24 protein-coding genes are annotated in these 25,143 nt (G+C 64.1%); 18 read left to right on the plus strand and 6 right to left on the minus strand.

The features are described 5' to 3' along the window. The first annotated feature begins 71 nt into the window (after nucleotides 1-71). The 13 genes from infC (at nucleotide 72) to JS533_RS00570 (ending at nucleotide 12,361) form a co-directional block, all read left to right on the plus strand. Nucleotides 72-773, plus strand: coding sequence for a translation initiation factor IF-3 (gene infC / locus JS533_RS00510; protein WP_033494849.1), 702 nt, complete (start codon nucleotides 72-74; stop codon nucleotides 771-773). A gap of 18 nt (nucleotides 774-791) precedes the next feature. After that, entirely contained in the window at nucleotides 792-986 is a 195-nt protein-coding gene (gene rpmI / locus JS533_RS00515; RefSeq protein ID WP_033494847.1) for a 50S ribosomal protein L35, read from the plus strand. A gap of 50 nt (nucleotides 987-1,036) precedes the next feature. Further along, a complete protein-coding gene (gene rplT, locus JS533_RS00520; protein WP_033494845.1) occupies nucleotides 1,037-1,420 on the plus strand; it encodes a 50S ribosomal protein L20 in 384 nt (127 codons plus the stop codon). An 89-nt stretch (nucleotides 1,421-1,509) separates the two neighbouring features. Further along, the gene (gene xerD / locus JS533_RS00525; protein ID WP_241512613.1) at nucleotides 1,510-2,505 is read left to right on the plus strand and encodes a site-specific tyrosine recombinase XerD; all 996 of its coding nucleotides are present in this window, start codon (nucleotides 1,510-1,512) and stop codon (nucleotides 2,503-2,505) included. A gap of 225 nt (nucleotides 2,506-2,730) precedes the next feature. Continuing rightward, nucleotides 2,731-3,570: a ParA family protein gene (locus JS533_RS00530; protein ID WP_241512614.1), complete on the plus strand. Its 840-nt coding sequence runs from the start codon at nucleotides 2,731-2,733 to the stop codon at nucleotides 3,568-3,570. Nucleotides 3,571-3,650: 80 nt separating this feature from the next. Then, nucleotides 3,651-4,583: a segregation and condensation protein A gene (locus JS533_RS00535; RefSeq protein WP_241512615.1), complete on the plus strand. Its 933-nt coding sequence runs from the start codon at nucleotides 3,651-3,653 to the stop codon at nucleotides 4,581-4,583. Next, nucleotides 4,580-5,257: an SMC-Scp complex subunit ScpB gene (gene scpB / locus JS533_RS00540; protein ID WP_420838600.1), complete on the plus strand. Its 678-nt coding sequence runs from the start codon at nucleotides 4,580-4,582 to the stop codon at nucleotides 5,255-5,257. Before JS533_RS00535 ends, scpB begins: the two co-directional genes overlap by 4 nt. A gap of 407 nt (nucleotides 5,258-5,664) precedes the next feature. Further along, nucleotides 5,665-6,468, plus strand: a complete 804-nt coding sequence (locus JS533_RS00545) for an NUDIX hydrolase (RefSeq protein ID WP_338024155.1) — start codon at nucleotides 5,665-5,667, stop codon at nucleotides 6,466-6,468. 267 nt (nucleotides 6,469-6,735) lie between these two features. Beyond that, nucleotides 6,736-8,664: a translational GTPase TypA gene (gene typA, locus JS533_RS00550; protein ID WP_241512616.1), complete on the plus strand. Its 1,929-nt coding sequence runs from the start codon at nucleotides 6,736-6,738 to the stop codon at nucleotides 8,662-8,664. A 627-nt stretch (nucleotides 8,665-9,291) separates the two neighbouring features. Beyond that, entirely contained in the window at nucleotides 9,292-9,477 is a 186-nt protein-coding gene (locus JS533_RS00555) for a hypothetical protein (RefSeq protein ID WP_241512617.1), read from the plus strand. Between the two features lie 165 nt (nucleotides 9,478-9,642). Further along, the gene (locus tag JS533_RS00560; RefSeq protein ID WP_241512618.1) at nucleotides 9,643-10,242 is read left to right on the plus strand and encodes an alcohol dehydrogenase; all 600 of its coding nucleotides are present in this window, start codon (nucleotides 9,643-9,645) and stop codon (nucleotides 10,240-10,242) included. Continuing rightward, entirely contained in the window at nucleotides 10,239-11,306 is a 1,068-nt protein-coding gene (locus JS533_RS00565) for a prephenate dehydratase (protein WP_241512619.1), read from the plus strand. Before JS533_RS00560 ends, JS533_RS00565 begins: the two co-directional genes overlap by 4 nt. A gap of 59 nt (nucleotides 11,307-11,365) precedes the next feature. Continuing rightward, the gene (locus JS533_RS00570) at nucleotides 11,366-12,361 is read left to right on the plus strand and encodes a prephenate dehydrogenase (RefSeq protein ID WP_241512648.1); all 996 of its coding nucleotides are present in this window, start codon (nucleotides 11,366-11,368) and stop codon (nucleotides 12,359-12,361) included. 28 nt (nucleotides 12,362-12,389) lie between these two features. Here JS533_RS00570 and JS533_RS00575 read toward each other — a convergent pair whose 3' ends face one another. The 4 genes from JS533_RS00575 to JS533_RS00590 all read right to left on the minus strand — a co-directional run bounded on the left by JS533_RS00575 (nucleotide 12,390) and on the right by JS533_RS00590 (nucleotide 15,541). Further along, a complete protein-coding gene (locus JS533_RS00575) occupies nucleotides 12,390-12,641 on the minus strand; it encodes a DUF6725 family protein (protein ID WP_241512620.1) in 252 nt (83 codons plus the stop codon). A 118-nt stretch (nucleotides 12,642-12,759) separates the two neighbouring features. Continuing rightward, nucleotides 12,760-13,734, minus strand: coding sequence for a hypothetical protein (locus JS533_RS00580; protein WP_241512621.1), 975 nt, complete (start codon nucleotides 13,732-13,734; stop codon nucleotides 12,760-12,762). Nucleotides 13,735-13,786: 52 nt separating this feature from the next. Beyond that, nucleotides 13,787-14,413: a hypothetical protein gene (locus tag JS533_RS00585; protein WP_241512622.1), complete on the minus strand. Its 627-nt coding sequence runs from the start codon at nucleotides 14,411-14,413 to the stop codon at nucleotides 13,787-13,789. Between the two features lie 495 nt (nucleotides 14,414-14,908). Then, nucleotides 14,909-15,541: a hypothetical protein gene (locus JS533_RS00590; protein ID WP_241512623.1), complete on the minus strand. Its 633-nt coding sequence runs from the start codon at nucleotides 15,539-15,541 to the stop codon at nucleotides 14,909-14,911. 684 nt (nucleotides 15,542-16,225) lie between these two features. Between JS533_RS00590 and JS533_RS00595 the strand changes: the two genes are divergently transcribed. The 3 genes from JS533_RS00595 to JS533_RS00605 are packed head-to-tail and all read left to right on the plus strand — an operon-like array spanning nucleotide 16,226 to nucleotide 19,132. Continuing rightward, nucleotides 16,226-17,374 carry a hypothetical protein gene (locus tag JS533_RS00595; RefSeq protein WP_241512624.1) on the plus strand — a complete coding sequence of 383 codons (1,149 nt, stop codon included), beginning with the start codon at nucleotides 16,226-16,228 and terminating at the stop codon, nucleotides 17,372-17,374. A gap of 5 nt (nucleotides 17,375-17,379) precedes the next feature. Further along, complete coding sequence (locus JS533_RS00600; RefSeq protein ID WP_241512625.1) at nucleotides 17,380-17,988, plus strand: ABC transporter ATP-binding protein; 609 nt, start codon at nucleotides 17,380-17,382, stop codon at nucleotides 17,986-17,988. Between the two features lie 10 nt (nucleotides 17,989-17,998). Continuing rightward, nucleotides 17,999-19,132 carry a hypothetical protein gene (locus tag JS533_RS00605; RefSeq protein ID WP_241512626.1) on the plus strand — a complete coding sequence of 378 codons (1,134 nt, stop codon included), beginning with the start codon at nucleotides 17,999-18,001 and terminating at the stop codon, nucleotides 19,130-19,132. Nucleotides 19,133-19,159: 27 nt separating this feature from the next. Here JS533_RS00605 and JS533_RS00610 read toward each other — a convergent pair whose 3' ends face one another. Together JS533_RS00610 and JS533_RS00615 are read right to left on the minus strand one after the other, a co-directional pair. Further along, nucleotides 19,160-22,072: an ABC transporter permease gene (locus JS533_RS00610; RefSeq protein ID WP_241512627.1), complete on the minus strand. Its 2,913-nt coding sequence runs from the start codon at nucleotides 22,070-22,072 to the stop codon at nucleotides 19,160-19,162. Next, a complete protein-coding gene (locus JS533_RS00615) occupies nucleotides 22,069-22,974 on the minus strand; it encodes an ABC transporter ATP-binding protein (RefSeq protein WP_241512628.1) in 906 nt (301 codons plus the stop codon). Before JS533_RS00615 ends, JS533_RS00610 begins: the two co-directional genes overlap by 4 nt. Nucleotides 22,975-23,060: 86 nt before the next feature. Here JS533_RS00615 and JS533_RS00620 point away from each other — a divergent pair, with 86 nt between their 5' ends. Both JS533_RS00620 and JS533_RS00625 read left to right on the plus strand, forming a co-directional pair. Further along, nucleotides 23,061-23,969 carry a tyrosine recombinase XerC gene (locus tag JS533_RS00620; protein ID WP_241512649.1) on the plus strand — a complete coding sequence of 303 codons (909 nt, stop codon included), beginning with the start codon at nucleotides 23,061-23,063 and terminating at the stop codon, nucleotides 23,967-23,969. 45 nt (nucleotides 23,970-24,014) lie between these two features. Further along, nucleotides 24,015-24,872, plus strand: coding sequence for an exodeoxyribonuclease III (locus tag JS533_RS00625; RefSeq protein WP_241512629.1), 858 nt, complete (start codon nucleotides 24,015-24,017; stop codon nucleotides 24,870-24,872). Nucleotides 24,873-25,143: the final 271 nt, after the last annotated feature.

Genomic DNA, 25,143 nt, shown 5'->3' on the forward strand with positions numbered 1-25,143 from the left:
GAAGGCGTTGGTTCGGTTGTGCCATGAATTCGAATGTCGCGAAAGACGCCGGTGGACCCGCTTCGGAGAACATGAGGATTGGAGTCATCATCAGCGACGAACCACGCATTAACGACGAGATTCGCGTCTCCCAGGTGCGTCTGATCGGCCCGAACGGCGAGCAGGTGGGAGTCATCGCGACTTCCGTCGCACTGAACCTGGCCAAGGAAGCGAACCTCGATCTCGTCGAGGTGGCGCCCAACGCGAAGCCTCCGGTCGCCAAGCTCATCGACTACGGCAAGTTCAAGTACAACGAGAAGATCAAGGCCCGTGAAGCCCGCCGCAATCAGAGCACCGCGGAGATCAAGGAGATCCGCTTCCGCCTGAAGATCGACGAGCACGACTTCCAGGTCAAGAAGGGCCACGTCACCCGCTTCCTGAGCGGCGGCGACAAGGTCAAGGTCACGATCATGCTGCGTGGTCGCGAGCAGTCCCGCCCGATCGGCGGCGTGGAACTGCTGCAGCGACTGGCCGACGAGGTGCAGGAGTACGGCACCATCGAGTCCGCTCCCAAGCAGGAGGGCCGCAACATCATCATGACGCTTGCGCCCAAGGGCAAGAAGGTGCACACCCAGTCCGAACAGCGTCGTCGCGGCGACCAGTCGCGCGCCGAGCGTCAGGCCCGTCAGGCGGCACGTCTGGCGGCCAAGCAGGAGGCGACGGCCGCGGCCGCAGCCGAGGCGCAGGCATCGGTGTCCGGTGCCGAAGACAACCAGACTTCCGAAACGAAGTAACCAACAAGGAGGGCAGCAATGCCGAAGATGAAAACCAATTCCGCCGCGTCCAAGCGCGTCCGTGTCACCGGCAAGGGCAAGCTGATGCAGGCCGGCAGCGCCATGCGCCACAACCTGGAGCACAAGTCCGCCCGCAAGCGTCGTGCGCTCAAGGCCGACGCCGTGCTCGCCAACGGCCAGACCAAGGTCATGAAGAAGCTGCTGGGCCTCTGACGCCGAGCCGATTCGAAACAAAACGTCATTAGAAAGCTGAGGAATAGAATATGGCACGTGTCAAGCGCGCAGTGAACGCCCACAAGAAGCGTCGCGTCGTTCTCGAGAGGGCTTCCGGCTACCGCGGCCAGCGCTCCCGTCTGTACCGCAAGGCCAAGGAGCAGCTGCTCCACTCCTTTACCTACAACTTCCGCGACCGCAAGGCTCGCAAGGGCGACTTCCGCAAGCTGTGGATCCAGCGCATCAACGCCGCCGTCCGCGCTGAGGGCATCACCTACAACCGCTTCATCCAGGGTCTGCGTCTCGCCGGCATCGAGCTGGATCGTCGCGCCCTCGCCGAGATCGCCGTTTCCGACCCGGAGTCCTTCAAGGCCATCGTCGAGGCCGCCAAGGCCGCTCTGCCGGAGGACGTGAACGCCCCGGTCGAGGCCTGAGACCGGCATCCGCAAGGATAGGTCTTACGCATTGAAACCCCGCCATCGTGCGGGGTTTCGTGTTTCCGCCACGATATGATAGGGGGATCATGAGCGACGCGGACAACGGGCTGAAGCGTCTGCGCGAACGATTCATCGCGCATATCGCGGTGGAACGGGGATTGTCGGCGGCGACGGTCGCCGCCTACGAGTCCGATCTCGGCAAGTACTTCGCGTGGTTGGGGGAGCGTGGCATCGCCGATCCGGCGCGTATCACGCGTCGTGATGTGGAGGACTACGTGGCCTCACTCGATGCGGCCGGGGAAAGCGCGCGCAGCAAGTCGCGCCGTCTCGCCAGCGTGCACATGTTCCACCGGTTCGCGCTGGCCGAACATGTGGTGACCGACGACGTGTCGGCCGCGGTCAAGCCGCCCAAGGGCGCCTCCACGCTGCCCGACGTGCTCACCGTGGACGAGGTCGCGCGCCTGCTCGACGCGGTGCCACGGCCGTCCACGGCAATACCGGAAAACCCGCCGATCTCTGCGGCGACGGCATCCCCCACGACGGTCGCCTCGATCGAAGACGCCGCGCTGCTGCGAGACAAGGCCCTGCTCGAGTTCATGTACGCGACCGGCTCTCGCGTCTCCGAGGCGGTGGGCGCCGACCTCGCCGATATCGACCTCGACGAGCATGTCGCGCGTCTGACCGGCAAGGGATCCAAGCAGCGTCTCGTGCCGCTCGGCACCTACGCGTGCGAGGCGCTGCGCCGCTACATCGCCGCAGGCCGGCCCGTGCTCGAATCCGTGGCGAAAACCAAGCCGGAACGACGCGCGATCTTCCTCAACAAACGCGGCAAACGGCTGTCACGGCAGTCCGTGTGGGAGATCGTCCGGCTCGCCGGCGAACGTGCGCACATCGACAAGCCGCTGCATCCGCACACGCTGCGCCACTCGTTCGCCACGCATCTCATCCAGGGCGGCGCCGACGTGCGCACCGTGCAGGAGCTGCTCGGCCATGCCTCGGTGACCACCACGCAGATCTACACGCATGTCAGTCCGGAGAATCTGATCGAGACCTACCTGACCGCCCATCCGCGGGCCCGGTGAGCCGGCGGAACGACTGCCGCGATCGCAACCGTCGCGGCATGGCCGGCGGAAACGCGCGGCAGGACACGCGGAAGATGCGCGCACAGCCGATTCGTACAAACGTGCGACCATAATAAGCATGGATTTTTCAGCGGAACACGCCTGCAGCGCCGCGTTCGGGCCCCACGGGACGAACGCTCGGCGCGACGGGGTTCCCTCAATGACGGAGATGATAAGGTAACTAGTATGCCTACCGATCTGCTTGGACGCGAATACGAGACCTTCCCCGCACCAGAACCGTTGAAACAGCACGGTCCCGCGCGGGTCATCGCCATGTGCAACCAGAAGGGCGGTGTCGGCAAGACCACCAGTTCCATCAACATCGCCGGCGCGCTCAGCCAATACGGCCGTCGCGTGCTCATCGTCGACTTCGACCCGCAGGGCGCGGCCAGCGTCGGCCTCGGCATCAACGCGAACCTCGTCGACAACACGATCTACACGGCGCTGTTCAACCCGCGCATGGACGTGCACGAGGTCATCCAGCACACCGAATTCGAGAACCTCGACATCATCCCGGCCAACATCGACCTGTCCGCGGCCGAAGTGCAGCTGGTCACCGAGGTCGGCCGCGAGCAGATCCTCGCCAGCGTGCTGCGCCCCATCAAGGACGAATACGACGTGATCATCGTCGACTGTCAGCCCTCGCTCGGTCTGCTCACCGTCAACGCGCTCACCGCGGCCGACGGCGTGATCATCCCCGTGGCCGCCGAGTTCTTCGCGCTGCGCGGCGTCGCCCTGCTCATGCAGTCGATCGAGAAGGTGCAGTCGCGCATCAATCCCGGCCTGCAGGTGTACGGCGTGCTCGTGACCATGTACATGAAGACGCTGCACTGCGAGGAGGTGCTGCAGCGCATCTACGAGGCGTTCCAGGACAAGGTGTTCCACACGGTCATCTCCCGGTCTATCAAGCTGCCCGACTCCACGGTCGCCGCCGCGCCGATCACCATCTTCGCGCCCGGCCACAAGACCAGCAAGGAGTACCGCGAGGTGGCCCGCGAACTCGTCGCCCGCGGGGTGATCGCCTGAACGTGGCAACGACCGAACCCACAACCACGCCTGATGGGCCTGATATGGCCGACAAGCCTGATATGGCCGACAAGCCTGATATGACTGATACGGGGTCCACGGCAGCCGCATCGGCAGGGGACGGCGGCGCGTCCGCCGGTGCGCAGCCAGCCGCTGACGTATCGGAGACGGAGTGTCAGGAGCGAACGGATCGTGCGGATCGCGGTTTCCGTGTGACGCTCGACGTGTACTCCGGTCCGTTCGACGCGATGCTCGGCATGATCGCCAACCGCCGTCTCGACCTGACCGAAGTGTCGCTGTCGGCGATCACCGAGGAGTTCCTCGCCTATGTGCGCGGCATGGACTTCGCGCGCAATATGGACGAGGCCAGCGGATTCGTCGACGTCGCCTCGATTCTCGTCGAAGCGAAAAGCGCCGCGCTGCTGCCCGGCACCGACGAGGGACCGCGTGACGACGCGAGCATGGAGGCGCTGCGTGAGCGCGATCTGCTGTTCGCGCGCCTCCTGCAGTACCGTGCGTTCAAACAGGCCGCCGCCGACTTCCGCGCACGGTTCGCCGCGAACGCCGGCCGATACCCGCATCCGGCGTCGATCGATTCGGCCGTCGCGTCGATCCTGCCCGAACTTGCGCTGACCGCGACGCCGCTCGACCTCGCACGGCTCGCGGCGCGGGCCATCGCCAACCGGCCGCCGGAGGAAGTGACCACACACCAGCTGCACGTGCCGCCCGCCGACCTCAAGGAACAGGCCGCGCTGGTACGCGACCGGCTGCGCGCGTTGGGGGAGGGCGAATCGCTCACCTTCGACGAACTGGTCGAGGACGCGGCTTCGCAGGCGCAGGTCGTCGCGCGCTTCCTCGCCGTGCTCGCCTTCTTCAAGCAAGGGTCGTTGCAGTTCAAGCAGGACGGACCGTACGAGCCGCTGCACCTGCGTTGGCCGCGCGGTACCGCCGGTTCGGCCGACGGTGAGGACGACAACATGACGACGGATATCAGCGAAAAGGATTTTGCATGACGGCAACGGAACCAACCGGCACGGCGGTCAACGAGATGGCCGGAACGGCAGTCGATACGGCAAACGGCGCGATGCCGGACGCCACAGCGACGGACGCGGCGCCGGCACAGCATACGGACGACTACGAGGGCGGCCTGCGTGCCTGCCTCGAAGCGGTGCTTATGGCCGCCGACGAGCCGCAGCAGGAAGCCGATCTGGCGCGCGTGCTCGGACGCAGCGCGGCCGTGATCGGCGAGACGCTCGACCTGATGCGCGCCGACTACGACGCCGAACAGCGCGGATTCGAACTGCGCCACACCGCACGCGGATGGCAGTACGCGAGCCGCGCCGTGTTCGAGCCGGTCGTCACCGCGTTCGTCACCGACGGTCAGACCGCGCGACTGTCGCAGGCCGCGATGGAGGCACTCGCGATCATCGCCTACCAGCAGCCGGTCACGCGTGCGCAGGTCACGGCGATCCGCGGCGTGAACTCGGACGGCGTGATCCGTTCGCTCACCGTGCGCGGACTTGTGCGCGAGGACGGCGCGGATCCCGAATCGCGTGCCGCACGACTCGTCACCACCGAACTGTTCCTCGACAAAATGGGATTGGACAGTCTTGCCCAGCTGCCCGAACTCGCCCCGTTCCTGCCGCCGTCCGAGGCTCTCGCCGACGTCGCGTCCGCAGAACGGTAAGTGACCCGGCAACGGGCAATTGGAATCGCGCTACCGCGCGATGCTGTGTTGCCTGCGAACACTCCCGTCGCCGTGCGTGGCATCTTGTAGTCGGTAAAGCCGACGGCAACCGAAGTAGCTGTCGGTAGTAAAGCTGGCGGAGCCTCGGCCCCCCCCCCCTCACTGAGGGGGCTCCCGACGAAGTCGGGTGGGGGAGCTCCGCGGCCGAAGGCCGCCAACAACACCGCATCGCGCACAGCGCGATTCCGAAACCGGCCGGACGCACTCGCAAACCCATACACGGCACAATGCGAAGAGCCATTTATGGTCATTGGCACCATTACAATATCGGGCTGAATACGGATGCGAACGGGTTGAGACGACCCGTTCGCATCCGCGACGAATCGTGCGAGACAGGGAGTGCGGCAATGGGATACAGCAACGTCAGCGAACGCAGGATGCAGCCGCCGCAGATCGGCGTATCCGTCGTGATCCTCGCGCTCGGACCGGCCTGCGACGCGGGCCGCGGCCGGCTGTGGCTGCCGCTCGTGCGCCGCGTACGCCAGCCGTTCCAAGGCCGATGGGCGCTGCCCGGCGGCGACCTGCGTGCCGACCAGTCGCTCGAACAGTCCGCGTATCTCGCGCTCGAATCGACCACCAGCCTGCATCCGAAATATCTCGAACAGCTGCACACGTTCGGCGACCCCGACCGCTCCCGCGGCGGTCTGCCGATGGTGTCGATCGTCTACTGGGCGCTCGTCGGACAGGCCGAAACGCGCGACTTCGCCGAAGCGGACAACGTACGCTGGTTCCCCGAAAACGAACTGCCCGAACTCGCGTTCGACCATCGGCAGATCATCGATCATGCATTGCGTCAGCTGCGCGAACGCATCGCCTATCCCGAGCTCGTCGCACGGCTTGTCGGACCAGAATTCACGTTGCGTCAGCTGCACGGATTGACCGAGGCGATCACCGGGGACAGCGTCGACTTGGCCAACTTCCGGCGCAAGATGCTCTCCAGCGGCAGCATCGTCGAAACGGGGGAGAAGGTCCGCGAAGGACGGCAGCGGCCGGCCGCCGTTTACCGGTACGTCGCGGACGAGCGGCCCGCGGACGGACTGGCAGGAGAGGATCTCGACCGGCTCGCGCAGCGTGCGGCGGACGGAGCGGCGGATGCGACGGCGGTGCGGGGCGCGGCCGATGCGGTGATGTCTGCGCTGACGACGGACTGACTACAGGCCGACGACGGGTTGACGACGAGACAACTGACGGCGAACCAGCTGACTGCGACTCGATGATGAACCGACGGTGACTCAACCAACGGCGATCTGGCGGCGAACGTGACGGTTGGGACGCTGGATCACGTACGGTGCATATCGCCTCCGTCGAAGCGTTCCGGTATGCTTGGGCCGGTTTGTGTGCAAAGAACAGGGTGAACCAGTTCCCGACCCGATTGAAATTTACGCAAGCAACGACAAGTCGATTAAGAGAGGTTTTCGATGGCGGTTCGTGGTGATATTCGAAATGTGGCGATCGTGGCGCACGTCGATCACGGCAAGACCACGCTGGTGAACGCAATGCTCCAGCAGTCCCACGTGTTCAACGAGCGCGAGGCCGTGCCGGATCGCGTGATGGACTCCAACGATCTCGAACGCGAGAAGGGCATCACCATCCTCGCCAAGAACACGGCCGTCGAGTACACCGGCCCGCTGGCCGCCAAGTACGGCTACCCGGACGGCATCACGCTCAACATCATCGACACCCCCGGCCACGCCGACTTCGGCGGCGAGGTCGAGCGCGGCATCTCGATGGTCGACGGCGTCGTCCTGCTCGTGGACGCCTCCGAAGGCCCGCTGCCGCAGACCCGCTTCGTGCTGCGCAAGGCCCTCGAGGCCAAGCTGCCGGTCATCCTGTGCGTGAACAAGGTCGACCGTCCGGACGCCCGCATCGAAGAGGTCGTCTCCGAATCCACCGACCTGCTGCTCGGCCTCGCCCAGGACGTCGTCGAGGAAGGCATCGACCTCGACCTCGACCACCTGCTCGACCTGCCGGTCGTCTACTGCGCGGCCAAGGCCGGCTACGCCTCCGCCAACCAGCCGGAGAACGGCGCCCTGCCGGACAACGACAACCTCGAGCCGCTCTTCGAGGACATCATCAAGTACATCCCGGCCCCGGAGTACGAGGAAGGCGCGCCGCTGCAGGCCCACGTCGCCAACATCGACTCCTCCGACTTCCTCGGCCGACTCGGCCTCGTGCGCATCTACAACGGCACGCTCGAGAAGGGCAAGACCTACGGCCTGTCCCGCGTCGACGGCTCCATCGAGAACTTCCGCGTTGTCGAGCTGCTGCGCACGCAGGGCCTCGACCGTCAGCCGGTCGAATCCGCGGGCCCGGGCGACATCGTCGCCGTCGCCGGCGTCAACGACATCATGATCGGTGAGACCATCGTCGACCCGAACGACCCGAAGCCGCTGCCGCTCATCCACGTCGACGACCCGGCCATCTCCATGACCTTCGGCGTCAACGACTCCCCGCTCGCCGGCCGCGAAGGCAAGGATCACAAGCTCACCGCCCGCATGATCAAGGATCGTCTCGACCGCGAGCTCATCGGCAACGTGTCCATCAAGGTGCTGCCGACCGAGCGTCCGGACGCGTGGGAGGTGCAGGGCCGCGGCGAGCTCGCGCTGGCCGTGCTCGCCGAGCAGATGCGCCGCGAAGGCTACGAGCTGACCGTCGGCCGCCCGCAGGTCGTCACCAAGACCATCGACGGCGTGATCAACGAGCCGATGGAGAACACCACGATCGACGTGCCGGAAGAGTACATGGGCACCGTCACGCAGCTGCTCGCCGACCGCAAGGGCCGTATGGACTCCATGTCCAACCACGGTTCCGGCTGGGTGCGCCTGCAGTTCACCGTGCCGTCACGTGGCCTGATCGGCTTCCGCACCGCGCTGCTGTCCGCCACCCGCGGCACCGGCATCGCCTCCTCGCTGTCCGCCGGCTACGCGCCGTGGGCCGGTGCCATCGTCACCCGCCAGAACGGCTCGATGGTCTCCGACCGCGCCGGCGTGGCCACCCCGTACGCCATGCAGCGTCTGCAGGCCCGCGGCATCTTCTTCGTCGAGCCGCAGTCCAACGTGTACGAGGGCCAGGTCGTCGGCATGAACAACAAGCCGGACGAGCTCGACGTGAACATCACGCTCGCCAAGCACATGACCAACATGCGTTCCTCCACCGCCGACGTGCTCGAAACCCTCACCCCGCCGGTCAAGATGAGCCTCGAGGAGTCGCTCGACTTCGCCAACGAGGACGAGTGCGTCGAGGTCACGCCGGAGTCCATCCGCGTGCGCAAGATCATCCTCGGCCGCGAGGACTGGTACAAGTGGCGCGCCAAGCAGCGTCGTCAGAATAATCAGGCTAACAAGTAGCCTGATTATTCTGACGACGCTGCCTTCGCGGATGCCTGTATTGCATCCGCTTACCTCGGCTACGAACAGTCCACTGGACTGTTCGTTTAACGCCTCGGCGTCGTCAGAACAACCAGGCCAGCAAGTAAGGCCTGCTAAGCCTGTCTGACTAAACCGGTTGGGGGCCTCGGGATCCATTCCCGAGGCCCCCAACCGGTTTTGTCTCGTCAGCCATGCCATATCAGGTCACGCGATGGTATTTCGGCGTGTTTTTCCATCGCGTGACTTTGCCTGTGGTCACGGGATGGCATTGACTCGTTTCCATTCCATCCTATGACCTTGGAATCCGGGTTTGGGGAGCGGTTCCGAGGTCACGGGATGGTATTTTGCTCCAATTTTCCATCCCGTGACTTTGCTGTTGGTCACGCGATGGCAGAATCGCCTGTTTTTCCATCCTGTGACCGCGAAACCGAGTTTTTCGGGGTCACGCGATGGCATTGACCCGTTTCAATCTATCGCGTGCGTGATCGGCCAGTCACGCGATGGCAGAACCGCGCGTTTTTCCATCGCGTGACCAGTATGAGACTATGAGACCAGTGTATGAGGCCAGACGTGGGTCAATAGGCCACTTCAAGGAGGTATGAATCGATGGGATTGGACTGGTCGGTTGAGCTGAACACGGTTTTACGTCAGGCGTTGACCGATAATGGCATGCCGTTCCGCGTTACAGGGAAGAACCAGCTGAGTGCTGAAGCTCGTCGGCAGGCCGAAGCTCATGAGGGTGCGACGTTCTCTTCCGTCGATGATCTGATGAGGAATCTTCAGAATGTCTAAAGCAGTTTTCGCATCACACAGTCCAAGAGAGAACGCTCTGGAGCTTATCTCGGGAGTATCCGGTTTCTTGCCGATCGTCCAAGAGTCCAGTAGTTTGTGCCTTGGGGTGTCTCGATCGTGGCACGCAGTACGCGGCGAGTACAAGGCGACCCTATACTGAAACGCATGACTTCAACTCGGAATGATCGGATGCGGCCGTGGTCGCATGAGCTGAATGCGCCGTTGCGCGTGCTGGTCACGGCGGCGGCCGGCGTCGCCGCGGCGCTTGTCGGCACGTTCGCGCATCGCATGGGCGCGTCGATGAACATCCCGTACGGGCTGGTGCTGGCGTTCGCGATCCTCGGCATGTCGGCGTGGTGCGCGCGCTCGCGCGGCGGCGTGACCGATCTCGCCGTGCATCTGATCGTCTCGTCGGCGACCGCATGGCTGATCGCCGCAGGATCCGCGGGCGGCGACGTGCTCACGCCGGCCGGATTCAATACCGATACCCTGCCGTACTTCAGCCAGCACGCCGGCTACATCTGGCTGCTCGGCGGCATCGTCGTGCAGGTCGCATTGCTGATGATGCCGCCGAAATGGTTCCGCATTGACGCGGAACCGGACAAGCGGATGCGCACGGTCGCGAACGGCGTGCAAGATACGACCGTTGATGAATCGGCCGCCGCACCGCACGATGGTGCGCAGACAGGTGCACATGCGAGACGTGCGGAAGACGACGCCGACCATGACACCGAAACCGGGCAGGGAACGGCGGCGAGGGCATGACGGACGCGAACCAGGAGCACAACGTGCGCACACTGCACTATCTCGGCCCGGAAGGCACGTTCACCCATCAGGCCGCACTTGAGGCGGTGGCCGAACTGTCTCCGCTCTGCGGCGGCATCACGCTGCAGGCCGAGCCGGACGTGACCACGATCCTCAATGCCGTGCAGACGCGCGGCGACTGGGGCGTGATCGCATGGGAGAACAACATCGAAGGCTACGTCGTGCCGAATCTCGACGCGCTCATCGACGCGGCGGACGTCGCCGCGTTCGCGCGCGTCGGCGTCGACGTGTCGTTCGACGCGTTCGTCCGTTCCACCGGAGCCGAGCGAGAGGACGGACGAAAGAACCGCGACGTCGCCGCGAACGCGGACGAGCTCGTCGCACATTGCACGACGATCACCGCGCATCCGCACGGACTCGCGCAATGCCGCCGTTTCGCCGCCGAGCATGGCTTGAAACCGACTCCAGCCGCATCGAACGGGGCCGCCTGCCGTGATCTCAAACCCGGACAGGTCGCGCTCGGCCCGTCCATCTGCGGCGAACTGTACGGGCTGACACGCGTCGCCACGGCCGTCGAGGACTATCCCGGCGCACACACAGATTTCCTCGTGCTCGCGCCGCGTGGCGAAGTGCCGGAACTGTTGAATGAACTCAAGTCGCGCACCGGGGAATTCGAATCGATCGTCACGCTGATCCCGCTCAGCACCGGTCCCGGCGTGCTCGCCAACCTGCTCGACGTGCTGCGCGACGCCGGACTGAACATGACCAGCTTCATCTCACGGCCGATCAAGGGCCGCGGCGGCACGTACAGCTTCATCGCCACGATGGACGCCGCCCCCTGGCAGGAGCGCTTCCGTACAGCGCTCACCGAGGTGGCCGAACACGGCGACTGGGTGAAAACGTTGGCCGTCTACCCGCGTCAGGAACGGCCGAACCCGCCCGTCTACGCATGGTCGCTGCCCAACGGCGGCGTGCGCCTCGACCCGGACTCGGAAACTTCGGCAACGTTGTCCGCGAGCGGATGGCAGAACGAGACGACGACGCGAAAGGAACTGCTGTGGTAGAAGACAACGACAAGTCGCGTGACAACGTGCGCGGCGACGGTTATGGCAACGGTCGCGACATGACGATCGGCATCGTCGGCCTCGGCCTGATCGGCGGCTCGCTCGCCCGCCGGCTCGTGCGGCGCGGCGTGCCCGTCATCGCATGGAACCATCGCGACCACCCGTATGCGCAGGCCGAGGCCGACGGCATCCGCTGCGTCGCCTCGCTGGCCGAACTGGCCGTGGCCAGACCGCGCGTGATCGTCCTGTGCAACCCGCTCAAGGCCATGCCGTCGATCCTCGACGCATTGCAGCCGGTGCTCGACCCGGCCGTGACCACGCTCACCGACGTGGGCAGCGTCAAGGGCATGGTGCGCGACCAGGTAGAGGCTGCCGGATTGGGGGAGTGCTACGTCGGTGCGCATCCGATGGCCGGCAACGAGCTGTCCGGCTGGCAGGCCGCCGATCCGGCGCTCTACGACGACGCATTGTGGGCGGTCACCGTACGCGACGACACGTCGTACGAACGGTTCCTCGACGTCGCGCGACTGATCGTCGACGGCGCGGGCAACCGCATCATCGTGCTCGACGACGACACGCACGACCGCGCCGCCGCGCTGATCTCGCACATGCCGCACGTCGTCGCCACGGCGCTCATCAACCAGCTCGTCGACGATCCGAACCGCAACATCGCGGCCGCGCTCGCCGCCGGTTCGTGGCGCGACATGACGCGCGTCGCACTGACCGACCCGAACCGCACGCGCGCGATGGTCGACGAGGACGCCGCGAACGTGGAGCGTCTGCTGCGCGAAATGGCCGAACGGCTTACGGCCGTGGCCGATGCGCTGCGCGACGGGGACGGCGAGACAATGACCCGCTTCTTCGCCGCGGGACAGCCGTTCCGCAACTACAAGATGGCCCAGCGTACCGACGACGTGCGCTACGAGGAACGCGACGTCGCGTTCGACCCCGCGCATTGGCAGGCCGATCTGCTGGCGTCGGCGCGTCGCGGCGAACACGTCATCGGATTCGCCGGCGAGCACGCCGTGCGCGTGCAGGTGCGTTCCGCCGTATAGCGTATAGGAATGATGTGGTGCGGCTCGACTAGGGGCGGGTGACGTGCCGTTCGGGCACCGGTTTGAGCGTGATGATCGTGTCCGCGTCGATGGTGACGTTCTGCTCGGGGCGGGAGCCGTTGGCGGCCGCGTCGCGCGTCAGCTCGAGCCGGTGACCGTCCCACGAGCGGACATGGCCCACGTAGTCGCGGTATTTCATGCGATGATCGACCGGATCGACGCCTTCCGACACGCGCACGACCACGCGCGCATGGGCCGGGATCTCATTGGGAATGGGCATGATGGCCTCCTTCGGCTACCGTACTGACGATTCCATCCTACGCCAGCGTTTATGGATTCCAGCGTCACCGGCTCCGTTTGCGTGCAAAAAAGCTGGGGCTACTTTCAACCTCGTGCGCTCACGATTGCGACGTCGCCGTGATGGCGACATGCGTACGGAGGTATTCGTCGATGGCGGCCAATCCGCTGGTGTCGCCTTGTTTGATCTGGGCGACGAGCTGGTCGTAGTCCACGGTGCCGCCCGACTGCATTTCGGTCATGGCTCGCGCGTCTTCCTGTGAGACCGAGTCGGGATCAGTGACCGCTATATATGCCCAGTACCTGACCCACAACTGTATGGGGAACCCGTTGATGTCCTTCGTTTCGATCAGTTTCTCGCTGGGATCTCCGGGGTCTTCGGACCACGACATAACGACGCGGCATAGTTCGAGGTCCGTCCTGTCTCTGCCGGAGAGGTAAGCGTGCACGGTCGAATCGAGCACGTAGCTGATGTACCATGCGTCCGGCATCGTGACCCGGTAGATGGGATATTCGATGACTTTTTGAGTCATGAGAAGATTCCCGTATTGCCATACGATGTCTAACGCCCCATTGCTGCGCCTCTGGTAAACCCTGTACTGACCGGCGGTTTGCGTTTCCCACTCAGATGGTGCGTTTGCTGGATCGGAGGTTTTGCCGAGCTGCAGTATCCTGTCCATGCACGATCGTGTCTCGTCGACGATGGTGCCGACAGTCGTTTCGGTATGCAGCCATATGCGCGTGTGATCCTCGGAACGTTGCCATGACACGGTATTGGAATTCGTGTTCTTGGGTTCGCACTCGAGCCATACGCGGTCGAACCCGGTGTCGATGGGAGTCGGGGCCGGCTTGTCGGTCTTCCACGTGCCGGCTACCGGATCCTCAAGCGTGTGGTCCTTCCGTTTCGGGCTGGCGTATCTTGTCAATGGGCCGGCGTTCGTGTCCGTTCCGGCAGTCACACCCGGTGGTGACGGTGCGTCGCCACCGGCATCCGACGACGAGCAGCCGGACAATCCGCACGTTAGCATCAGCATTGTTATCAATCCGGCCGTAAATTTCTTCATTGGATGCATCATACGTTCCTCGTCTCGTTGTTCGTAGTGATCAGATCAACATCGTCAACTTGAGTCAGCGTTGCGGAGAGGTCGTGCATTGGACGAACACCCCTGCTTGCAGCGGATCATAATCAGGGTACGCGGGATCCTCGTATGGGCCGAGCACCCTGTATCGTGCGGCCGGATCCTCCAGCATATACAAGTATTCGTCAAGTGTCATCGACTTGTCGATCAGTTTCTTGCGTTGCAGACATTCAAGAATCAGCTCATTGATGTCCTTGTGCTCCGGGTTGTTACGTATTTGCCGTGCGAGTTCCAACAATGGGTCGAATCCGGTGGACTTGCCGCATCCATCCAGATGCCGTCTGGTTTCCTGTGCGGTTTTGCCCCGGGCACGTTCGGTGGGGTTGACTGCTTCTCCGCCGTCGCCTTTGTCGATGTAGATCCATTCGTAGCCGAGGTCGGCCATGCACTGGGTCATATCGGATTCGATCTGGGCCTGTTCGGCGTCGTCGATGACCCCGTCCTCAAGCACTTTGCGCACGGTCTCGTTATCGGACTCGTCACGTACCTGTTTCAGGGAAGCGCCCCACGGGCCGGAAAACGGATCAGCCTGACCGCTCGTCGACTGCGTGGCGCAGCCAGGGCACCCTAACACCAGCACAGGCAGCAACAGTGCTATCACTCGTCTGACTTTCATTGATTCTCGTTCCAGTATTCGCTTGTCGAGTCAAATGAAATAAAGGATTAGCGGTACGCCGTCAGATTTAACGGGCCGCATCTTAATTGCTTATTCCACTCGGTAATGTCCTGTGTATCCGACTCGGTCGATATCATCTTGAATCGCACGGGATTGATAATTCATAGGCATCCATGGCCCTCGTCTATATACATTGGGATCACGCGGCATGGGTTTGTAATATCCCCATACCTCGTGTTGAGCCTCGCATCCTCGTGTCGTTGTTTGCGCATACAAACTAGTAGCTAATCCCCCGCAAGGTGCTTGACTGCTCGCTTTCGCGGAATGCGCTGTCGAAATCATCATACTGATTATTACTACTGCTATTATCGGGATGACAATACCTTTTTTCATCATATTTATTGTATTCATAGCTCATCCTTTGAGTGATGATTTGTCTTAGCGATAGATTTTTATAAAGAGTAGCAATGCATCCATGTTTTTGCTGTTCAAGACTTACTGCATTGGAGCTACGGAGCATTGCTGGAATGTTTGAGCTTGTTGTGGATCGTAGTCGGGGTTTTCGGGATCTTTGTACTTGTCGAACAACTTGTCGCTCAAACTAGTGTCGCCACTCTTCATAGAGTCCCAGTACTCGTCGAATGTAACCGACCTGTCGACGAGGCCCTTGCGTTGAAGACAATCAAAGATCGGTTCGCTGGGATTTTTATGTTCGGGGTTGTTGCGTATCTGCCGTGCGAGTTCCAACAATGGGTCGAATCCGGTGGACTTGCCGCACTTTTCCTTGGCCTGATTGGATTCCTGTCCGGTCGCGTTCCGTGTCCGCTCGGTGCTGTTGACTGCTTCTCCGCCGTCGCCTTTGTCGATGTAGATCCATTCGTAGCCGAGGTCGGCCATGCACTGGGTCATATCGGATTCGATCTGGGCCTGTTCGGCGTCGTCGATGACCCCGTCCTCAAGCACTTTGCGCACGGTCTCGTTATCGGACTCGTCACGTACCTGTTTCAGGGAAGCGCCCCACGGGCCGGAAAACGGATCAGCCTGACCGCTCGTCGACTGCGTGGCGCAGCCAGGGCACCCTAACACCAGCACAGGCAGCAACAGTGCTATCACTCGTTTAAGTCTCATCATTATTCCTTGCTGCAATCGATTGGCGGGTACGACTGTCGATCCGCTCCAGACAAGATAGCGGACCGACAGTCACCTTTGCTGACTATTACATGTACACTTTGTAGGTTCCCGTGTATCCGACGACATCAACGTCAGTCCGATCCGCTGCGGATCGGAAACCGGCGGGCATCCAAGCACCATAACGATGAACTGTGCCGCCCTGCGTTGGATTAGGTTTATAAAGGCCCCAAACGTGGTGCTGCGCTTGACAATACCATGTCGTTGCTTCCGCGTAGTAGCCATTAGCAACCCCATTACAGGGTGCCGCTCCGTATGAAATTGTTTCCGAAGCCTGTGCCAATGTAAATCCAGATCCGATTATAAGAACGGACAACCCGGCCGCAATAACGCCGGTAGTAATTTTTTGTAGCATTTTCATGGATATTTTCCTCATCGTTGAGTGATTTATTACTGTTTATTAGATAATGAAACATCCAGACAAGAGCAGTATTGCACTTGGAGTTATAGTTCGTATCTGCACAACAATACGAAACCGGCCCCCATTCCCTCCGGTAAAAAAGAAGTCTATCCTCTTTCTTATCGACACGCAAGGCACGTCATGGCGTTCGTTGGCATAGTATGGAAGAACTGGTGCGGAATGGGCCGTGCCGGGACGATGTGGTGGTGTGGTGAGGGGGTGTCATGGGATTTCGTATAGGCAAGCGGCGTAGCGGCGGTGCGCCGGTGGCGGTGTCCGTGATGGTGCTGATAGGACTGGTGCTGGCCTCGTGCGGTGTGGCGGGAGGATTCCTGCTGACGAAAAGCATGATCCCGCCCACGCTGGTGTCGACAGCGAAGGGCGGGACCGTCAAGCCCGTGTCAAGCCGGTACGATGATGTGCGCAACGCGACGGTGACGGTTTCGTCGGGTGCAGGACAGTCCGTAACGTCCGTCGGAGCGGGCACGGTCACCAGCAGCTCGTGTACGCCCGGCATGACCGTGCGATCCGGTTCGAGCCTGTATGCGATCGACGAGGTCGGCCAGTTGATGCTGCACACCGATGTGCCGATGTACCGCATGCTTGAATCTGGCATGAGCGGTCGCGACGCGGCGGCGCTGAACGCCGAGCTGATCCGGCTCGGCTATGCCGCTCCCAACACCGATACGATGACGTGGGACACGATCGTCGCATACAACGCGCTCGTCCAATCGGTCGGTGCCAAACCGCTCACCAAGGACACCGGATGGGCGATCGGACCGGCGAACTTCGTGTGGCTCAGCCAGACGTCCGCTCCCATAGCCGCATGCACGGCGAAGGTCGGGCAGAGCGTCACGTCCGGCACGGAGCTGTTCTCCACCGGTTCGACGCCGACCAGCGCTGCGGTGAGCCTGCCGAACACGCAGGTGGTAGCCGGCGACCGCGTGATCGTCGTGGGCGACAAAAGATTCGACATGCCCGCCGACGTGACGGAGATCACCGACAAGGGCGAGTTGGACGCGATCATGTCAAGCAATGAGTATCTTGTGGCGAAAACGCAGGCGGGCATGGCCACCGGCGACGGCACGGCTTCCAACGGCATGTCGGATGCGACGGGCGGCTCGGGCGGCGCGGCGGGATCATTGTCGGTCACGTTCACCTGGGTGCTGAAAACGCCGCTCGACGTGTGGGAGGTGCCGCCGTCCGCCCTGTATAACGTGACCGGCGACACGGGTTGCGTCGCATCCGACGGCAAGCCGATGCCGGTGACGATCATCGCGTCCGAACTGGGCAAGACGAAGATCACCGTGGACACGGACTCGCTCGGCCGCATCGACATCGCGCCCGGCGACGACGCGACGCCATGCAGGTGACCGCCATGGGACCCGTAGTGGAGCTGAAGAACGTGGGACACGCGTTCGGGGAGGGAACCCGCCTGTTCCGGGGAATCACGCTGACCTTGCTACCGGAGCGCGTGTATGCGCTGGTCGGCCCGTCCGGCTCGGGCAAAAGCACGCTGCTGTCGATCATCGCAGGCTGGCAGACACCCAGCGAAGGCGAGGTCGTACGCCGGGACATCGGCAAGATCAGCTGGGTGTTCCAGAATCCGATCGGCGTGGCCCGGCGCACTGCGCTCGACCATGTCATGCTGCCGTATCTGGGACAGGGATACGCGACCGGCGACGCCGAACGCATGGCCCGCGAACAACTGGAACGGTTCGGACTGGCCGATTCCGCCGGCAAACGGTTCGGAGAACTGTCCGGCGGCGAAGCACAACGGCTGATGCTGGCTCGCGGCGTCGCGACGAACGCGGACCTGCTGCTGGTCGACGAGCCGACCGCACAGCTCGACATGCGCACCGCCGACGCGGTCGACCAATACCTGGGCGCGTTGTCACGATCCGGCATGATCGTGGTCGTCGCCACGCATGACCATCGCACGCGCGACGCGGCCAGCGACGTCATCGACCTCGAACACTACCAGTAGGGAGACCGGCATGACGCAGCACAGGCAGCATGACGAACCCCGACCGCCACGGCAGGTCGCCCGTGTCAGGGCGCGCATCGCCATGCGCGAGGCGTGGCGCAGCATCATCTCCGGCACCAGCCATACGCTTGCGGCCACGCTGGCGCTGGCCCTCGGCATCGCGCTCCTGTTCGGCATGGATCTCGCCCAGACCGATCGACTCATCGGCGAGGCGGACTCGTACGCGCAATCCGGCGCGGCCACGTACACGATCACGCTGCAGCACGGCATCGACGGCGCCGCATGCGAGGGACTTGTCGGCGTCAACGGCGTGCAGGCGGCCGGCGCGCTGCGTCAGGCGAGCCGCAAGATCACGTTCGCGACGCTGCCGTCCACCGGCATCCCCACCTATGAGACGACGCCGAACGCGGTCAGTCTGTTCTCGCCCGCGCTTGCCGACGACGGGAACGGCATGGGCGTCATCCTGTCGTCGGACGTGGCGGACACGCTCGGCGCGCGGGCCGGACAGACGGTCGCGTTGAAGGGCGGGGGAAACGCGCGCGTGCGCGGCGTCTACGATTATCCGGACGACGGGCGCGACGGCCAGTATTCGTACGCCGTGCTCGAACCGGTCAACTCCACGAGGCCGTTCGACGTGTGCATGGTGCGCACATGGCCCGTGCCGGACGATATCGATACGCTCGTGTATCTCACCGCGACCATCACCAGTAAGGAGCAGCGTCCGCAGATCAGCCAGCTCAACACGCGATTCGGCAGCACGCCGCCCTCGGCGAGCCGGTTCGACGAGCGGCTCACGGCGTTCGCCCCGTGGGTCATGCTCGTGGTCGCGTTCGCGCTCGGCTTCGTGATGATCCGCATGCGCAGGCTCGAATTCGCGTCCGCGCTGCACGCGGGGCTGCCCAAAGGCGTGCTTGTCCTGCAGGTGCTGCTGGAGCTGTTGGCGGCGGCGATTCTGGCGGTGCTGCTGTGCTCCCCGCTGTTCGCATGGGTGTGGCTGACCGGAAACCCCGCGAACATGGCGGCGTTGTACAACACGTTCCTGCGCGTGCCCGTCGCCGGGTTCGCCGGGCTTCTGCTCGGCGGGTTCGCCGCGATCCTGCTCACGCGCGAACGCCAACTCTTCGCCTACTTCAAAAACCGGTAGATGGAATCGCGCTGTGCGCGATGCTGTTTAATCGGTGGCGACGGCGTCGAGGACGGGGACCTTGAGCGCGCGACGGGCCGGCGGCAGGGCGGCGATGATGCCGACGGCGATCGAGCACAGCAGGAACGCGCCGAGCTGACCCCACGGGATCGACAGCTTCTCCAGACCGTTCGACTCGTACACCTGCCGGATCACCACGCCCGCGGCCGTGCCGACCACCACGCCGATCAGCGTGCCGAGCACGGCGATCATCGACGCCTCGATCGCCAGCATGCCACGCACCTGACCGTTCGACGTGCCGATCGCGCGCAGCAGGCCGAGTTCGCGCGTACGCTCCGAGACACTCAACGCGAGCGTGTTCACGATGCCGAACACCGCGATCACGATCGACAGGGCGAGCAGCGCGTACAGGATGATGAGGATCTGGTCGACCATCGAACTCATCGTCGACTTGAACTCCTCGCGATCCTGCACGTTGACCACGTAATACGGCTTCACCGCGTTCACCAGACGCTTCTTGAGCGCGGCGAGATCCTCGCCGTCCTTCGCGTTGACGAACAGCATGATCGTGAACATCGTGTAGTCGTTGGCGATCTTGCCCGCCAGCGCATCGTTCATGAGCACCATCGAGCGGTACACCGAGTTCTCGATGATCGCGCCGATCCTCGCCTTGACGTGCGTTTCCAAGGTCTTCGTCTTGACCAGTGTGGACGGGTCGACGTTCTTCGCCTCCTCGGCCGCCTTCGTCGCCTCGTCGACCTTGGCCTGCGCGCCGGCCGCGTCGCCCGCGGCCATGAGCCGCTGCGCCTCGGCCTGCAATGCGGCGATGTTGTTCTGCACCTGCTGCTGATAGTCGGCCTGCGCCTTGGCCGTCGCCTCCTTGTCGACGACGACCTGCCGGCCGTTGACGGTGACCGTGTCGCCAACCTTCCAGCCATTGTCCTTGGCGACCGTGATGCCGACGACCAGTTCGCCGCCGCGCAGCGCCTTGTCCGCGTCGCCGGAGTTCGTGACCGGCGCGAACACGTCGGTGAACAGCGACGGCTGTTCGGCGAACGTCATCGCCGTGGTCTTGTCGTCGCCGGAACCGTAGGTCACGCCGAGCAGCATGCGCGAACGCGACACGGACCCCACACCCTTCGTCTTCTCGATCGCCGTGACCGCGTCATCGGGAATGCGCCCGTTCGACGCGGACATGGCCGAAAAGTCCGACGTGAGCCCCGAGTCGACGATGCCGGCCACCGACGCCTTCGCCGACGAGGCGACCACCGACAGGCAGCTGACGATCGCGACGCCCACGAACAGCGCGGCGGCCGTGTTCGCCGTACGCCGCTTGCCGCGCGACAGGTTGCGCGTCGCAAGACGCCCGGTCACGGTGAACACGTGCGCGGGAATCCAGCCGAGCACCGCGCCGGCCGGTCCCACCAGCGCGGGGGAGAGCACGATCACGCCGATCACGACCAGTCCGGCGCCCACGCCAAGCGGCCAGCCGGTGCCAAGCGACGTACCCCAGTCGTTAAGCAAGCCCCACGGCGAGATCGCGACCGTATCGTCGGCCTTCGCCAGCGCGATGCGCCAGCAGAACAGCCACGAGACCACGCCGCACGCGATCATGAGCAGTCCGGCCAGACCACGTGGCCACACCGGCTTTTCGGGATTCACCGTCTCGTTCATCGCCTGGATCGGCGGGGCCATCGCCGCGCGCCGGGCGGGCAGCGCCGCGCCGACCAACGTGACGAACACACCCACGAGCAGACCGACCAGCATGTCCGAAGGGCTCGGATCCACCGCGCCCGACATCGGCATGCCCATATGGCCCATGCCGGCCACGATGAGCCGCACCATGCCCCAGCCGAGCCCGATGCCGCACACGGAGCCGGTCAGACCGAGCACGATCGCCTGCACGATCACCGTGGAGAACACCTGCGCGGGGGAGGCACCGACCGAACGTAGCAGCGCATAGCCGCGCATCGACTCGCGCACGATCATCGAGAACGTGTTCGCGATGATGAACGAGCCGACGAACAGTGCGATCACCGCGAAGATCAGGATCAACGGCTGGATGAAGCCGAGCGCCTTCTTGGTGGCCGCCGCGCTGTCGTCGCGCACGCTTTGGCCGGTGACCGCGCGCGCCTTCGAGTCGGACGGCAGCGCCTTGGCGATGCGGTCGGCGAGCGTCTGCTGCTGGGTGACGGTCAGCGGCTTGCCATCGTTGGCGGAGCCGTACACGCCGATGTTGCGCACCATGCCGACCTGTCCGGTCTCCTGCTGGAAGTAGTCCTTGGCGACGCTCGGCGCGAGTCCGATGATGATCGAACCGGCCTGGCTGGAGTCGGTGTCGAAGATGCCGACGACCTTCACGTCCACGGCGCCGTCCGGATAGACGAGCTTGGTGGTGTCGCCGACCTTGAGCCCGGCCGTGTCGGCTGCGAACGAATGCAATGCGACTTCGCCCTTCGTCTTCGCCCAGCGGCCTTCGGTAAGCGTGGCGGAGCGCCACGTTCCCTTGGCCAGGCCGAGCGCCACCGTGGGCGCGCCCGTGGTGGATACCGCGTTGCCGTCCTTGCCGACGAGCACGATGCCGGAGACCGAGTATGTGATCGAGACGGTGTCGACGCCCTTCACCTTGGCGATGGTGTCGGCCAGCGATTCGTCGATGCGGTTGTACGACTTCGACTCGTCGGACGACGATGTTGATGATGACGACGTCGATGACGATGACGCGGACGACATGGACGTGTCGTCCTGCTGTTCCTCGCTGCCGCGCACGTACACGTCGGCGTCCGAGTTCGACGCGAGCATCTGGTCGACCTGGCTGCTCATCATCTCGCGGAAGCAGAACGAGCCGACCACGAACGACACGCCGAGCGCGATCGCGATGATCGACATGACGAACCTGCCGAAATGGGCGCGCGCGTCGCGCAAGCCGATGCGGATCACTGCACAGCCTCCCGGTCCGTCGTCGCGGCGGTGGCCGCAGGATCCGTCACGGCTCCCATATCCGTCGCGGCAACCATGGCGGCCGGCGTTCCGGCTTCCTCCACCTCGTCACCCTCGCCGGCGAACACCTCGAGGATCTCGTCGTAGGTCGGATGCCGCAGATCCTGCGTGATGCGGCCGTCCGCAAGCACCAGCACGCGGTCCGCGTACGAGGCGGCGCGCGGGTCGTGCGTCACCATCACGATCGTCTGACCGTACTCGCGCACCGAATCCTTGAGAAAACCGAGCACTTCGCGGCTCGAATGCGAATCGAGGTTGCCGGTCGGCTCGTCGGCGAAGATCACGCTCGGCCTCGCCATGATCGCACGCGCGCAGGCGACGCGCTGCTGCTGGCCGCCCGACAGCTGGCTCGGCCGGTGCGTGAGCCGCGAACGCAGGCCGACCACGTCGACGACCTTGTCGAACCACGCGCGGTCGATCGGCCGCTTCGCGATCTGCAGCGGCAGCAGGATGTTCTCCTCAGCCGTGAGCGTCGGCACCAGGTTGAACGACTGGAAGATGAAGCCGATCTGGTCGCGGCGCAGCTTGGTGAGCTGCCGCTGGTTCATCGAGGACACCTCGAGTCCCTCGACGATGACCTTGCCGCCGCTCGGCTTGTCGAGACCGGCCATGCAGTGCATGAGCGTGGACTTGCCCGAACCGGACGGGCCCATGATCGCGGTCATCTGCCCGCGCATGAACTCGACGTTCACATGGTCGAGCGCGACGACCTGCGAATCCTTGTCGCCGTAGGTCTTCGTCAGATCGATCGCCCGGGCGACCACCTCGCCGCCGTCCGTCGCCACGGTGCTCGCCCCGGTCTTCACGCCGTGTGGCGCTTTCACTGCCGCATGCCGTCCCATTGCCGCCTCGTTTCCCTCGTTTCGGTATATGCACAGTCTATCGGCGGTCGGGTAGCATGAACATCGGTGCATGCAAGGAGGACATGATGGCTTTCGACGACGCGTTGGACGGGTTTCTGGCCTATCTCAAGGCGAACCGCGGGCTGAGCGCCAATACGCTGAAAGCGTACCGTTCCGATCTCGGCGCATGCCTGGACTGGCTGGCTGCGCATGACTGTGGGGAACTGCCCGCGATCACGACCGACGATCTGCGCGAATGGATGGCCGAGGCCTCGCGTACGCACGCGCGTTCGAGCATGGCGCGCAAGGTCGTGGCGATGCGTGGCTTCTTCGCCTGGGCGCACGAGCGCAACCTGATGCCGGCCGATCCGGCGGCCGTGCTGCTCACGCCGAAGATCCCGAACACGCTGCCCGCCGTGCTCACCGAAGCGCAGGCCGAACGGCTCATGGACGACACGGACGCGCGCCGTGACGACGATCCGGCGAAGGAGGCGATCGACCTGCGCGACGCGGCGATCATGGAAACGCTGTACGCCACCGGCATCCGCGTCGCCGAACTCGTCGGACTCGACATTGCGGACGTGGATTTCTCCAATCGCACGCTCAAGGTCACGGGCAAGGGCAACAAGCAGCGCGTCGTGCCGTTTGGTGCGCCCGCCGCCGCGGCCCTGAACGCATGGCTGGAACGCGGCCGTCCGCAGGTCCTCGCCGCAGCAGGCGAACGGGCGCTGTTCCTCGGCGCGCGCGGCAAACGCATCGACCAGCGGGTCGTGCGCGGCATCGTGCACCGGCTCGCACGCGAGGCCGGCGTGCCCGACGTCAGCCCGCACGCGCTGCGCCACAGCGCCGCCACGCATCTGCTCGACGGGGGAGCGGACCTGCGCGAGGTGCAGGAGATGCTCGGCCATTCGTCGCTCAAAACCACGCAGCGGTACACGCACGTGTCCATCGAACAGCTCAAGTCGCGCTACGCGCAGGCCTTCCCCCGCGCTTAGCCGCGCATAGTCACGCATAACCGTGCATGGGCTACGATGGGGGCCATGATCACCATCACCACATCCAACGTCAACGGCATCCGTGCCGCCGAACGCAAGGGCATCGCCGACTGGGCCTCACGCAACGCGCCGAACGTCTGGTGCATGCAGGAAGTACGCGCCCCGCAGCCCGACATCGACCGCATCGTCGGCCGGCTCGCCGGCGAATACGCGGAAGCGGGCGCGATCGAACAGGCCGGCGACCTCGCGCTGACCAACGAGATCTGCCGCGTCAAGGGCCGCGCCGGCGTCGCCTTGCTCAGCGACCTGCCGGTCGTCGCACGCCGGTACGGGCTGCCCGGACTCGACGAGGACGTCGATTCGGGACGCTGGATCGAAACCGACCTGCGTACGCCGCAAGGCTACGAGATCACCGTCGTCTGCGTGTACGTGCACGCCGGCAACGCCGACGATCCGGTCAAAATGAGCCAGAAATACCGTTTCCTCGACACGATGCTCGTCCGGCTCGGCCAGTTGCGCGACGAGGCCGCGCACGGCGGCAGACAGGCCGTGCTGTGCGGCGACTTCAACATCGCGCACACGCCGCTCGACATCAAGAACGCCAAGGCCAACGAAACGCATGCCGGATTCCTGCCCGAAGAGCGCGCGTACGTGGACCGATGGCTCGGCGAATACGAGTTCGTCGACGTGATGCGCGACCTCGCCGGCGATATCCAGGGCCCGTACACGTGGTGGAGCCAGCGCGGGCGCGCGTTCGACAACAACGTCGGCTGGAGGCTCGACTACCAGTTCGCCACGCCGGAACTCGCCGAAACCGCGCGCGGGTTCGTCATCGACAAGGCGCCCACCTACGAGGCGCGATGGTCCGACCATGCGCCGCTGACGATCACGTATGACGTGTGATCTTCGCCGCGCGGCATCCATATCATTCAGGCAACCACAAGGCAAACGCAAGGCGTGGTGCTACGCTAGTCACGGTTGCAACCGTCAATGAAATGAGGAACACCAATGGGACTGTTTGGATTCGGCAAGAAGAAAAAGCATCAGGACGAAGCCGTCGCTGACCAGACCGAAGACACCACCGAGACCACCGACACCGATACGGACGCCGACGAGCAGGCCGCCCCGGCGTACCCGACCGAAGCCGTCACCGAATATGAGGGCCGCGGCGAAC

Source organism: Bifidobacterium amazonense (genome assembly GCF_018555435.2).
Lineage (GTDB): Bacteria > Actinomycetota > Actinomycetes > Actinomycetales > Bifidobacteriaceae > Bifidobacterium > Bifidobacterium amazonense.

Excerpts from the sequence above, each read along its gene's own strand:
- JS533_RS00605 (WP_241512626.1), top strand. The coding sequence starts at position 17,999 with ATGACGCAGCACAGGCAGCATGACGAACCCCGACCGCCACGGCAGGTC.
- rplT (WP_033494845.1), top strand. The coding sequence starts at position 1,037 with ATGGCACGTGTCAAGCGCGCAGTGAACGCCCACAAGAAGCGTCGCGTC.
- JS533_RS00555 (WP_241512617.1), top strand. The coding sequence starts at position 9,292 with ATGGGATTGGACTGGTCGGTTGAGCTGAACACGGTTTTACGTCAGGCG.
- JS533_RS00580 (WP_241512621.1), bottom strand. The coding sequence starts at position 13,734 with ATGATGCATCCAATGAAGAAATTTACGGCCGGATTGATAACAATGCTG.
- JS533_RS00545 (WP_338024155.1), top strand. The coding sequence starts at position 5,665 with ATGGGATACAGCAACGTCAGCGAACGCAGGATGCAGCCGCCGCAGATC.
- JS533_RS00590 (WP_241512623.1), bottom strand. The coding sequence starts at position 15,541 with ATGAGACTTAAACGAGTGATAGCACTGTTGCTGCCTGTGCTGGTGTTA.
- JS533_RS00615 (WP_241512628.1), bottom strand. The coding sequence starts at position 22,974 with ATGGGACGGCATGCGGCAGTGAAAGCGCCACACGGCGTGAAGACCGGG.
- infC (WP_033494849.1), top strand. The coding sequence starts at position 72 with ATGAGGATTGGAGTCATCATCAGCGACGAACCACGCATTAACGACGAG.
- JS533_RS00625 (WP_241512629.1), top strand. The coding sequence starts at position 24,015 with ATGATCACCATCACCACATCCAACGTCAACGGCATCCGTGCCGCCGAA.
- scpB (WP_420838600.1), top strand. The coding sequence starts at position 4,580 with ATGACGGCAACGGAACCAACCGGCACGGCGGTCAACGAGATGGCCGGA.
- JS533_RS00565 (WP_241512619.1), top strand. The coding sequence starts at position 10,239 with ATGACGGACGCGAACCAGGAGCACAACGTGCGCACACTGCACTATCTC.
- xerD (WP_241512613.1), top strand. The coding sequence starts at position 1,510 with ATGAGCGACGCGGACAACGGGCTGAAGCGTCTGCGCGAACGATTCATC.
- JS533_RS00585 (WP_241512622.1), bottom strand. The coding sequence starts at position 14,413 with ATGAAAGTCAGACGAGTGATAGCACTGTTGCTGCCTGTGCTGGTGTTA.
- JS533_RS00570 (WP_241512648.1), top strand. The coding sequence starts at position 11,366 with ATGACGATCGGCATCGTCGGCCTCGGCCTGATCGGCGGCTCGCTCGCC.
- rpmI (WP_033494847.1), top strand. The coding sequence starts at position 792 with ATGCCGAAGATGAAAACCAATTCCGCCGCGTCCAAGCGCGTCCGTGTC.
- JS533_RS00535 (WP_241512615.1), top strand. The coding sequence starts at position 3,651 with ATGACTGATACGGGGTCCACGGCAGCCGCATCGGCAGGGGACGGCGGC.
- JS533_RS00600 (WP_241512625.1), top strand. The coding sequence starts at position 17,380 with ATGGGACCCGTAGTGGAGCTGAAGAACGTGGGACACGCGTTCGGGGAG.
- JS533_RS00595 (WP_241512624.1), top strand. The coding sequence starts at position 16,226 with ATGGGATTTCGTATAGGCAAGCGGCGTAGCGGCGGTGCGCCGGTGGCG.
- typA (WP_241512616.1), top strand. The coding sequence starts at position 6,736 with ATGGCGGTTCGTGGTGATATTCGAAATGTGGCGATCGTGGCGCACGTC.
- JS533_RS00530 (WP_241512614.1), top strand. The coding sequence starts at position 2,731 with ATGCCTACCGATCTGCTTGGACGCGAATACGAGACCTTCCCCGCACCA.
- JS533_RS00560 (WP_241512618.1), top strand. The coding sequence starts at position 9,643 with ATGACTTCAACTCGGAATGATCGGATGCGGCCGTGGTCGCATGAGCTG.
- JS533_RS00575 (WP_241512620.1), bottom strand. The coding sequence starts at position 12,641 with ATGCCCATTCCCAATGAGATCCCGGCCCATGCGCGCGTGGTCGTGCGC.
- JS533_RS00620 (WP_241512649.1), top strand. The coding sequence starts at position 23,061 with ATGGCTTTCGACGACGCGTTGGACGGGTTTCTGGCCTATCTCAAGGCG.